This is a genomic window from Desmonostoc muscorum LEGE 12446, assembly GCF_015207005.2.
Taxonomy (GTDB): Bacteria; Cyanobacteriota; Cyanobacteriia; order Cyanobacteriales; family Nostocaceae; genus Nostoc; species Nostoc muscorum.
Genome location: NZ_JADEXS020000001.1, coordinates 1787335 through 1799094 on the forward strand (window position 1 = coordinate 1787335; position 11760 = coordinate 1799094).

At 41.5% G+C, this 11760-nt stretch carries 11 protein-coding genes; 5 read left to right on the forward strand and 6 right to left on the reverse strand.

The window, feature by feature from the left end; all coding sequences use genetic code 11:
- Positions 1–5: 5 nt before the first annotated feature.
- The 3 genes from IQ276_RS07810 to IQ276_RS07820 form a co-directional block, all read right to left on the reverse strand.
- Entirely contained in the window at positions 6–899 is an 894-nt protein-coding gene (locus IQ276_RS07810; RefSeq protein ID WP_193920381.1) for a trypsin-like peptidase domain-containing protein, read from the reverse strand.
- A gap of 1 nt (position 900) precedes the next feature.
- Positions 901–1242, reverse strand: a complete 342-nt coding sequence (locus IQ276_RS07815; RefSeq protein ID WP_193920379.1) for a CU044_2847 family protein — start codon at positions 1240–1242, stop codon at positions 901–903.
- Positions 1243–2075: 833 nt separating this feature from the next.
- Positions 2076–2321, reverse strand: a complete 246-nt coding sequence (locus IQ276_RS07820; protein ID WP_190875862.1) for a hypothetical protein — start codon at positions 2319–2321, stop codon at positions 2076–2078.
- Positions 2322–2568: 247 nt separating this feature from the next.
- Between IQ276_RS07820 and IQ276_RS07825 the strand changes: the two genes are divergently transcribed.
- Complete coding sequence (locus IQ276_RS07825) at positions 2569–4545, forward strand: AMP-dependent synthetase/ligase (RefSeq protein ID WP_193920377.1); 1977 nt, start codon at positions 2569–2571, stop codon at positions 4543–4545.
- Positions 4546–4586: 41 nt separating this feature from the next.
- Entirely contained in the window at positions 4587–5036 is a 450-nt protein-coding gene (locus IQ276_RS07830; RefSeq protein ID WP_073643840.1) for a YlqD family protein, read from the forward strand.
- Positions 5037–5170: 134 nt separating this feature from the next.
- On the opposite strand, the gene IQ276_RS07835 is transcribed toward IQ276_RS07830, so the two are convergent.
- Positions 5171–5644, reverse strand: coding sequence for a hypothetical protein (locus tag IQ276_RS07835; RefSeq protein ID WP_193920375.1), 474 nt, complete (start codon positions 5642–5644; stop codon positions 5171–5173).
- Positions 5645–6177: 533 nt separating this feature from the next.
- Here IQ276_RS07835 and IQ276_RS07840 point away from each other — a divergent pair.
- Positions 6178–7482, forward strand: coding sequence for a dihydrolipoamide acetyltransferase family protein (locus IQ276_RS07840; RefSeq protein WP_190875859.1), 1305 nt, complete (start codon positions 6178–6180; stop codon positions 7480–7482).
- A 159-nt stretch (positions 7483–7641) separates the two neighbouring features.
- On the forward strand, positions 7642–8544 hold the full coding sequence (locus tag IQ276_RS07845; RefSeq protein WP_193920569.1) for an Rpn family recombination-promoting nuclease/putative transposase: 903 nt from the start codon (positions 7642–7644) through the stop codon (positions 8542–8544).
- An 8-nt stretch (positions 8545–8552) separates the two neighbouring features.
- Here IQ276_RS07845 and IQ276_RS07850 read toward each other — a convergent pair whose 3' ends face one another.
- Together IQ276_RS07850 and IQ276_RS07855 are read right to left on the reverse strand one after the other, a co-directional pair.
- Positions 8553–9365: a class I SAM-dependent methyltransferase gene (locus tag IQ276_RS07850; RefSeq protein WP_193920571.1), complete on the reverse strand. Its 813-nt coding sequence runs from the start codon at positions 9363–9365 to the stop codon at positions 8553–8555.
- Positions 9366–9701: 336 nt separating this feature from the next.
- Positions 9702–10535, reverse strand: a complete 834-nt coding sequence (locus IQ276_RS07855) for a pentapeptide repeat-containing protein (RefSeq protein WP_193920573.1) — start codon at positions 10533–10535, stop codon at positions 9702–9704.
- A 63-nt stretch (positions 10536–10598) separates the two neighbouring features.
- Here IQ276_RS07855 and IQ276_RS07860 point away from each other — a divergent pair, with 63 nt between their 5' ends.
- Complete coding sequence (locus tag IQ276_RS07860; protein ID WP_193920575.1) at positions 10599–11549, forward strand: phosphodiester glycosidase family protein; 951 nt, start codon at positions 10599–10601, stop codon at positions 11547–11549.
- Positions 11550–11760 lie beyond the last annotated feature (211 nt).

Here is an 11760-nt window from a genome sequence, read left to right on the forward strand (position 1 = left end):
TTAAATTAATTGCTTATGGCATTAAGTTCGCTTTCTACTTGCTCAAGTTCTTGTAGTATGCTGTTGATTTGGCGTTGGATGATATTGCGATCGCCAGCACTCAGTGTATAGTTAAGCTGATTGTACGCTGCCTCATAATCACTACTTAGAACATCAAAGCGTTGTTGCAAAGTTTTGATTTTGAGTTGTTGTACTCTGCTCTTAGTAGTCTGGGTATGTGCATTTGGCGAAATCGACAAAGCTATTTCATCCCATGCTTGGCTCAATACATCCACGGGAATCATAAAAGCAGTCTTGATATCTTCTCGCTGTTTCTCCGCCGCCACTGCCATCCCAACCACTCCTACAAGGGTTTCATCCCATATAGGCGCACCACTAAAGCCTGCTTCTATCCTGTAGCCGGTTACCTTACTGTCTTCGAGTTGCACCCATCCCTTTCCTTGGCTGTCTCGCAACACACCTGTAGCCCAAACGCCATCATTGTGTCCGTGAGGAAAACCAAATATGCGGAAAGGATGCTCCCAAATATTGCTAGCTTTTATTAACTTGATTGGTTGGGCTTCTTTAGGCAACTGCCCTTCTATTTCCAACCCGGCAATATCTTCAGGCTTAGAAGTTGATACATTACTGACAACGGGTTGCCAAAAAACAACTTTAGCTTTTAGTTGTTGCCCTGATGCAATTAGGGGAAAATCTAAATAAATATCATTATTAGGAGCTGCAACTATATCTTCTGGTAAAGATAGAACTGAGGTAACAACGTGAGCGCATGTCAGGATATAATTTCCAGTCCGCCCAGAGACTAAAAAACCTACACCAGCTACCGCACCATTAGCATGAAAAATTCTGGCGATCGCCGATCTAAAAATTTGAATATAATTATCTGTACTCGCTACCATACTATGCCTTGTCTTGCTTCCATTTCAAGGTAATTTCGTAGTTAGCTTCACCACTTACAGAAGTGAAAATTGCACCCGCAGCAGCATTTAACTTAATCCCAAACTTCACCTCTACCTCATCGGCAGGTGTATTCATCTGACTCAGTTTGGTGATAATTGCTGAAGCTACAGGTTGTATTTGATCTAATACCTCGTCAAATTTCTTTTTAGCTTCAACAACCATTTGTCCAGTGTCCGATCTGGCAACACGTGTCAAAGCATTGCTATTTTCTGGTTCATCAACTTCAGCTAAAAACTTCGTGCCATCTTCGAGAGAAAACTCTGCGATCTGTTTCCGATTCATAGTGAAACCTGTTATTTTGAACTAATAGTTTGTCCAGATTGCTAACAACAAGACACAAAGCATCCTGATTTTAATTCCCCCGTTTGGCTATCTACGGTGTACACACAAGTCAAATCACGCCCCTTAATCCCCCCGATATCTTGGGGGGAAACCGGAAAATCTAGTTCCCTCCCCAATAAACGGGGAGGGTTAGGGTGGGGTAAAACCCGGATTCATCAACTACTTCAGACTCGTGTATACACGGTAGCGTTTGGCTATGGGGTTAATCACCACTCCTCATCTCATTAAGCCTGTGCCAAGACTCCCAGTACCCATCATTTGTTGATTGACAGACTACTAAGTAGTCTGACAACCGAATTTTGAGGGGCAAAGAACGAACCACTCCAGGCTTAGAGAACACAGAGATAACGAAAACTTGGTTTACCAAGTTTTCGTTATCTTGACACGGTAATTAGTAATTATACTGGCTTAACTAGAAAATTACTTGCCTATAAGTAAGTATGCAATAATCAATTAAACTAAATTACACAATGTAAAATTAATTAAATTTTCTCCTAGTCGGCGGCTCAAACCCTTGACCATGCCAATTTTAGATTTTAGATTGCCGATTTGAGATTTTTTGGTACTCCTTTCCTGCGGAACGCTACGCGAACCCAGAAGCAAGCTACATGCCCCGTCCTTAGTGGACGGAACAAATCCAAAATCCAAAATTTAAAATCATAATGCCCCGCACCCGTACTTCGTCCCGCTACGCTAACGTGGTCGGGGTCAATCCAAAATCCAAAATCCAAAATCCAAAATCGATTGACCGCTACTTGCGTTAAAATAGTCTATCAATTCGGAGAACACCGATCGCAAAAATCAGGACTAAATTTGCAGTATTGGCTACCTGTCAATGGGTAAGCTGTACAATAGGGAAAACTCGTAAGTTTAACTTTAGCTGTTTGTAATTCTGAACTATTCGCCGACAATTCAGTAAGTTTGGTTTTATTAGCCGTAAATATAGCTATCAGTTTAGGTAACGCCATGCAGGCAGCAATATTGATCAGCGTTAGCAGTGTTGCTTCTATGGAATTCATAGGTAATCATCCCCTGTGAAAAGTAGGCGTAGCCCGTCGGAGACATCGCTATTTCTAACTGCAAACACAATCCATAGCTTGCAGTCTATGTAAATCAATCTTAACATAAATTTTTGTAAATATAAAGTGAGAATTCCTGGAATCATCATACACAAAAGGGAATGTGGATAATGAGGACGGTTATTGTAGCGGAATGACAAAATAAGCAAAGAAAAGCAATCAGTTAAAAATCTTTAGGTAAGGTGTTATGTCAAAAACCCAAACCGCGTCTTCTTTTTTATCTAACATCGGTGAGCGAGAACGCCAAGCATTAAAGCGGGTGATAGATTACACAAGTGTGGAATCGCTACCAGAAATTTGGCCTTTGGCAGCTAAGCAATTTGGTGATGTTGTTGCCCTGCACAACCCCCACGCTAAACCAGAAACAGTGATTACTTATACCCAGTTGGCAGAGAAAATACAACTATTTGCTGCTGGGTTGCAGGCGTTGGGAATCAAACTAGGCGATCGCATTTCCTTAATTTCTGACAACAGTCCTCGGTGGTTTATTGCCGATCAAGGTATCATGACTGCTGGAGGAGTTGATGCCGTCCGTAGCTCCCAAGCTGAAAAAGAAGAACTGCTGTTCATCATCGCCAATAGTGGTAGCACAGCACTGGTACTTGAAGATTTAAAGACACTTAAAAAACTGCAAGATCGCCTCAACGATCTACCAATTCAATTCGTCGTTTTACTTTCAGATGAAGCACCACCCACGGAAACACCCCTTGAGGTGCTAAATTTTGCCCAATTGATTGAAATTGGGGCAAATCATAATTTTGTGCCAGTCAAGCAAAATCGTGACGCCCTAGCAACCCTAATTTACACCTCTGGCACCACCGGCAAACCCAAAGGTGTGATGCTGTCTTATAGTAACTTGATGCACCAAGTGATAACATTTGGCACAGTATTGCAACCAAATCCGGGGGACATGGTTCTCAGTATCCTGCCTTCGTGGCACAGCTACGAACGAACTGTTGAATACTACCTACTATCTCAAGGTTGCACGCAAGTTTATACTAACTTGCGCTCCGTAAAAGGAGATTTGAGACAATTTAAACCCAACTACATGGTGGGTGTACCGCGTTTGTGGGAATCGATTTATGAAGGAGTGCAAAAACAGTTCCGCGAACAACCAGCCAAAAAGCAACGCCTAATTAAATTTTTATTAGGCATCAGCGAAAAATATATTAAAGCGCAAAGAGTTGCCCAGGGATTGGATTTAAATAATCTTCATGCCTCAGCCGTGGAACGATTTGCAGCTACCATACTCGCAACAGCTTTGTTACCCCTGCATAAATTGGGAGAACGACTGGTTTATGCCAAAGTGCGGGAAGCCACAGGCGGACGAGTCAAGCAGATGATTAGCGGCGGCGGTGCGCTTCCCAGACACATCGATAACTTTTTTGAAATTATTGGTGTGCAGATTTTGCAAGGCTATGGCTTGACAGAAACTTCTCCTGTTACCCATGTGCGTCGTCCTTGGCGAAATTTGATTGGCGCATCCGGGCTACCACTCCCCGCAACAGAAGCTAAAATCGTAGACCCTGAGACAAAAGCGCCTTTGCCAGTAGAAAAGCGAGGCTTGGTATTGTTAAGGGGGCCGCAGATTATGCAAGGCTATTACCAAAATCCCCAAGCCACAGCCAAAGCAATTGACCCTGAAGGCTGGTTTGATAGCGGCGATTTGGGTTGGCTGACACCACAAAACGACTTAGTGCTAACTGGCAGGGCGAAGGATACGATTGTCTTGACTAACGGGGAAAATATCGAACCACAGCCCATCGAAGACGCGTGTTTGCGATCGCCCTACATCGATCAAATTATGCTTGTCGGCCAAGATCAGCGCAGCTTGGGAGCCTTAATTGTCCCCAATCTCGAAGCCTTAGAAAAATGGGCAGCAACTCAAAATTTGACACTGGATATAGAAAGCGATCGGGTAACTTCCTCATTCGGTGAAAAAATTGACTTGGAGAGTAAAATGATCCAGGATTTATTTCGCCAAGAATTAAATCGTGAAGTGCAAAATCGTCCAGGCTATCGGCCGGATGACCGCATCGGGTCGTTCAAATTCATACTGGAACCGTTTTCCATCGAAAACGGCTTGATGACTCAAACACTGAAAGTTCGACGACACATCGTCGTGGAACGCTATCGCGATATTATTGACGGCATGTTTGCCTGATAATTCCACCCGCCAACTATAAGAGTGAACGTGAAATATTTATGGATGTCTCCAAATCTCATTTGCTCCTGAAACGCGTCGTCAACGTTAAAGTGATTGTTACTCCCCTCTGGAAAGAGGAAGTACAACAGCAGCTGCAAGCACAGATCAATCAACTTGACCAACAACTGCAACAGCTAGATGTCGAAGGACAAAGAGCGATCGCTGCAATTCAAAAGCAGAGTCTGCAACCACCCGGACCCCAGACCCTCCAACAAATTGACAATATCCAACTCCAAGTCAATCAAAAGAAAAGTGAATTCCTAGAACAGAAAAACCAGTTGCTGCAAAACCTCCAGCAAGTGCAGTTTCTCCAACAAGATCAAGAAGTCAACCAATTCCAAATGGAAGGCTTTTTCAAGGTAGAAACCGGAGATAACTTGATTAGCAAAATGCAAGTCGAAATTGTTCTACGCGATGGCGTTGTCGAAGAAATTCGCGGCGACATTTAATTAAAGTTATGAGTTATGAGTTATGAGTTATGAGTTGAAATTCTCAATTCCTGACTTTTAACTCCTGTACAGACGCGATTAATCGCGTCTCTACCTCACTCGTCACTCCCAACTCCTAACTATTTAACTCCTAACTAATTCCTCACCCCAGCCCAAATAATTTGCCACACTGGAGGTGAACTAATAAAAAGCGATCGCCCAAAGGTTGTCATCTCCACTCGATATTTAACTGTACCAACAGAATTATTACCCTGCTTGATTTGTGTAATCGTCACCAAGGCTTGATTTCGTTCTGGATAAGCTACCTCTACCTTTCGCGTTCCTCCCACCGATGGTATATCGTCAAAAGCATTCAGGGCGAGGGTCGCAGGATCACTACCTTGGAGAGATGAGTTGAGACTTTCTAAGGGTATAGTTTTATAGCTGGAACGCTCTGAGTATGCCACAACCTCCTGAGATTGATGTATCGCTCTCACCTGGTGGGGTTGGCCATGAACATTGTCAACAATCGGTGCAGATTGCTGACGCCCAGTAATATAAATTCCAGCGCCAGCAGTGGCAAAGACTGTCAATACCACAATCAAAAACAATTTCAACTTTGCCGACATAAAAGTAAACACGAATTTCAAACAGGTTAATTACCAATTTTGAATTCTAGATTGAACTGCATCTCATATCGTCTACCTCTAAGAAGCTCCTCTATCTCAAGCAGTGGTATGAGGAATATAAATATATTTCATCTGTAGCAATCCTATTTGATTTGTGAGACACTCGTGGTGTTTTTTGAAAGCCAACAGCCAAAACGAGATATTAACTAACCATTGAGGATAACTCTGTAGTATAGACCTCTAAGTCAGATTTAGGTTCCTGGGGCATTGGGCATTGAGAATGCTGTTAACGGTAGCGGGGCGTTTAGCCCGTGAGGAGTTAAAAGTTAGGAATTAGGAGTTTAGAGTAATTCTCCCCCATCTCCCTCATCTCCCTCATCTCCCTCATCTCCCTCATCCCCCATGCCCCATGCCCAATGCCCCATTCCCAACCTAAAATATAAAATCTCCAATCCAAAATTCTTTTCTCAAGATACAATTCGATCTGACTAAAGCTGTTAAAGTCCATAAACCATTGATTCCCAAACCACCCTATGAGCATTCACGAAGTATTTATGCCGGCGCTGAGTTCTACCATGACCGAAGGCAAAATAGTCTCCTGGGTGAAATCGCCAGGGGACAAAGTGGAAAAAGGCGAAACAGTGGTGGTTGTAGAGTCAGATAAGGCAGATATGGATGTAGAAACCTTTTATGAAGGATTTCTTGCCCATATCATAGTGCAAGCTGGTGAAACTGCCCCGGTAGGATCTGCGATCGCCTTTATTGCCGAAACCGAAGCGGAAATTGAAACTGCGAAATCTCTTGCCAATTCCGGCGGCGCGGCTGCTAGTACTACCTCTTCTCCTGAACCAGTTCCCGCCACCGCCTCAGTTGGAACACCTGCTACGGCGTCTCAAAATGGCTCTAACCACAAGGAAGGAAGACTTGTAGTTTCACCCCGTGCCCGCAAGTTAGCCAAAGAACTCAAAGTTGATTTGACTACACTTAAAGGTAGTGGACCCCACGGCCGCATTGTCGCCGAAGATGTGGAAGCAACTGTTAATAAAGGTAAGCAACCCGCCCCCACCCCAGTTGCTGCCCCACCAACACCAACTGTGACCCCAGTAGCGCCCCCTGCACCACCAACACCAGCACCCGCACCCACACCAGTGGCGGCAGTTGCTCCTGGTTCAATTGTGCCTCTAACTACCTTCCAAAATGCGGTAGTACGGAACATGGTAGCTACTCTATCTGTGCCTGTGTTCCGCGTTGGTTACACCATTACCACTGATGAGCTAGACAAGCTTTATAAACAAATTAAATCCAAAGGCGTAACGATGACGGCGCTACTGGCGAAAGCTGTAGCGGTAACATTACAAAAACATCCACTTTTGAATGCTAGCTACTCAGACCAAGGAATTGTCTATCATTCTGATATCAACATTTCTGTAGCAGTGGCGATGGATGATGGCGGATTAATTACACCTGTGTTGCAAAATGCAGACGCAGTGGATATTTATTCTCTATCGCGTACTTGGAAGTCTTTAGTAGAGCGTGCCAGAACCAAACAACTACAACCCCAAGAATATAACAGCGGTACTTTTACCCTATCGAACTTAGGGATGTTTGGCGTAGATACATTTGATGCGATTTTACCACCTGGACAAGGTTCAATTTTAGCGATCGGTGCATCCCGCCCGCAAGTGGTAGCAACACCCAACGGTTTATTTGCCGTGCGCCAACAAATGCAAGTAAATATTACTTCAGACCACCGGATTATTTACGGTGCCCATGCTGCGGCATTCTTGCAAGATTTGGCGAAATTGATTGAGACAAATGCTCATTCTTTGACACTGTAGTTTTGATAAAACGCCAAATTTAAATGTTAGCGCGATCGCGGAAATTGTTTGCCCCAAAGTAGCGCTAATAACCAACAACATCTACGCTAAAATTTTTTGTGGACAAACTATGTAGAGATATGGTGTCGCCATATCTCTACATAAATTTCAGATATCACAGTGACATACGACAACACCCTGAAATATCTGGTTGAACAGTATCCAGAAGATTTTATCCGCTACTTACTTGCATCTGAAGCAACGGATATCCAGATTCTCAAAACAGAATTAAATCAAGAACCAATCCGTGCCGATTCAGTAACCTTTTTGCAAACTGCCAATCAAATACTGCATTTAGAGTTTCAAACCTTACCAGCATCAACTCCACCCTTGCCACTGCGGATGCTGGACTATTGGGTGCGGCTATATCGACAATACAATTGTGATATAGAACAGGTAGTAATTTTTCTGAAACCCACAAATTCAGAAGCAGTATTTGTAGATCAATTTACTAGCCGCAATACTACCCACCGCTACCGCGTCATCCGAATCTGGGAACAAGATCCAGAACTGTTGTTAGCATCTCCTGGTTTATTACCTCTGGCAACTTTGGCGCGAACAGATTCTCCTGAAAATCTACTCCGACAAGTGGCAGTTCAAGTGAGTATGATTGAAGAAGCAGCCATCAAACAAAGTATCTCAGTATGTACCCAACTTTTAGCAGGGTTGGTATTTGAGCCAGGACTCATTCGTCAGTTTTTGAGGAGAGAAGATATGAGAGAATCTACTATTTATCAAGAAATTCTCCAAGAGGGACTCCAAGAAGGAAGAGAACAAGGTATACAAGAAGGCATACAAGAAGGTATACAAGAAGGTATACAAGAAGGTATTGAACAAGGAAGACAATCACAACTGAGGCTAGTGACGCGTCTATTAACTCGTCGCCTTGGTTCAATTAATTCTCAGTTACAATCTCGCCTACAAGAGTTGTCCCTAGCTCAGTTGGAAGACTTGGGTGAAGTATTACTAGATTTCGCCACAGAAGCTGATTTAATGAATTGGCTCAATACAATACAAAGTTAGAGTTTGCTCTAAACCTTTTGACCAGTTACAAAAAAAGTCAGATTTTCATACCAAGATCCTTGCTCGGTTGCTTCTGCTTCAATTTTTTGACGATATTCTACTTTTAATTCTGCCATTTGCTCTGATGAAACCTCTAATAAAGGATTTTCTCTAGGGTGAAACCATCCTCCATTCCATTCTCTAGCTTGGTCTAGATTGCGGTAGTAACCTAGTTGTTGGATCTTCACTTCAATATTTTCAAAACCAGCTTCTGCAAGCATGTGATGACATTTTTCAGGTGTACCCGTTGGCTCATTGATACTTGTCAGTGGAATGCCATGTTTGCTACAAATTTCAATAATAAGTGGCGCTCCACAAGATTCTTCAGAGCAGCAAGAAAAACCGACAATTCCTCCTGGTTTGAGGTAACGATACCATTTACGTAGAGCAGCAGGAATATCTTTAAAATATACTATCGCTGTAGAACAAAGAATTACATCAAAACTCTCATCATTAAAGTCAATATATTCAGCATCAGCTTCAATTAGTTGAATATTTTGTAAGCCTAATTCTTCAATTTTTTGTTGTGCTTGAGCTAACATCCCTGAAGAAAAATCCACTCCAATTACTTTTCCTTCAGAACCGATAATTTGTACAGATGCAATGGCAATGATACCTGTACCTGTTGCCATATCCAATACTTTTTGTCCCTTTTGCAGTGGAACTAAATCTAGTAAAGGGAGAGCGCGATCAATTGTGCGATCGTTGTCGTAGGTAGTCCTGCTATCAAAGAAATCAATTACTTTTTTCTTATACTGTTGCTCGTATTGGTTATTTGGCATAATATCCTCGATTTTGACTAGTTTAGTATGAGAATAAGTTGCGACTGAGACTTTTGTCTTATGAAAACTTGCTCTCTAAATGTTTAAATCTTGCAAAACAGCAAAATTTATCTCGTTGTAGTTCCTCCTAAATACTCCTTAAAAAGGAAGACTTTGAAGAGGTTTTTGCCCCCTTTGTAAGCTAAGGTGTATATCTCTCTAGAAACACTAAAAACGTTATTGTTATTTACTTGCCACAGAGAAGAGATAGAGTGCTTGAGGGATAAAGGTTATCAAGGTATTCAGAAACTGCATAACAGATTTGTCCTGTAGTATTTTGTATTCTGGGAGATTAAGTTAAGGTGTGTTGCGTGCAATCGCACCAGTAAAATCAACTGCTTTTTGATTTAAATCTGAGTCAAATCTAGCATTCTCTAAATTTGCACCCCTGAATTTGGTGATACCAGTGGTAGTGATTTCTTGGATAGCTAAATTTAGCGATCGCATTGTCAAAGCAAGTAAAATCAAAGTTAAAATACCCCAAATACTACCGAAAAGATAATTTTGGGTACTCAAATATGCAAATGCGACGCTACTAATTAAAAAAGCTAAACCATAACTACATATAAAACCCGCAACTGCAACAGTTACCCGCATCAAACCATTCCTAAAAATCAAACATACAATTGCTCCAAAGATGGATGCGATGAAGGCTGATATTACAGCAACCTGGGGATTATTATTTTGAATAATACCACCATAATAAAAACCAATTAATGCTGCTGAAGCCACACCTGATATAGTTGTCATTATATTTTCTAATTTTGATTTTTCTGGAAAAATTCTTCTCAAACCTGTACCTAGTCCAGAAATTGCCAAGCTCGCAACTAGAGCTTGAGTGTATGACCATGCTGGTATTTCTGGTGTATTTCCCAGTACACCAAATCCCATCTCACTAATTGCTGGAAAAACGACCAATAAGACAATGAATGCGGTGATTCGTAAACTAATAAAGACTCTAGGTGACTGACCAAATTTAGCTCTGACAAAATTAGCTCTTTGTAATTGTGAATTACAAAAGTTACATCCACGCACATCAGCACCGCTAAAATTTGCATCATTAAGTTGGAGTCCTGTAAATGAGCGATTTCGCAAATTTTGGTTACAAAAATCGAGGTCATCACTATTCATTTTTTTTAGTTTTGGCTAAAATTAAGTCAATCTCCAATTACTAATAAATGAGCAAATTCCGCAATGCAGCGACGATTTTTTACAAAAATAAATAATTATTCTTTTATTGCCGGAACTATTTTCTTATGTTTACCGATATTAATGTATAATGGGAGTCATTTTCATCGTCCACCCCGCACCGAAAAAAAACTAGAATTATTTCGTGGAATTGTTTATCAGCGTTTGGTAGAGTCAAATCCCCGTCCTGCAATCATTCATATCGTTACAATTGATTTAATGACACCGGGAATCAAACCGTTTGTGACTCCTGATATTGAAAAATTACCAAAAAATCTCGCAGTCAGTTCTCAAGCAATTATCGACAATGAAACCAGAGCGAGAACAACATCAGAATTTGTTCAGGAATTTCAAGTTCAACTCGCAATAAACGGTAGCTATTTTTATCCTTTTAGGGAAATAACACCGTGGAGTTATTATCCCCATAGTGGGAATAATACAAAAGTATCAGGACAAACTATTTCCAATAGTAAAATCTACTCCAGCAAAAAATCAGGCAGGTATGTTTTATGCTTTAGTAACAACAACCAAGCCCAAATTCCAGGCAGTGAAGAATGTCCAAAAAATACTATTCAAGGACTGGCAGGAAATGAACTATTAGTTTTTCAGGGAAAACCAAAAACTAATAGTTCTGCAAATTTCCAAAAAGACAAACCATATTCGAGAGTTGTTGCAGCTACCGACAAAGAAGGCAAAAAATTATGGTTAGTTTTGGTAGATGGAAAGCAACCACTGTACAGCGAAGGATTTACTAAAAGCGAATTAGCAAAATTCCTGACAAAATTAGGTGTCTACACAGCGATAAATCTCGACGGAGGAGGTTCTACTACATTAGTAGTTGCAAACCCAGAAAAACAGGGGAGTCCAAGAATTTTAAACGCTCCCATCCATACTAAAATACCAATGCGTGAGCGCCCAGTTGCCAACCACCTGGGATTTTATATAGATAAATTTTAGAGTGGGTAATTACAGCAGAATTCAGAATTCAGGAGTCAAAATGGGCTACGCCCCGCTGCGCTAACAGAAGTAAAACAGTCTTTATACATGGCTTTGAGACTGAGCTTGTGTACTTTCACCAACTTAAAATCTGCTGTATATCCCCTACTCGTTTTGGCATAGGCGTAACTCTGGGTTTAAAAAATAAAAAAGGTGGGCATTACCCACCTAG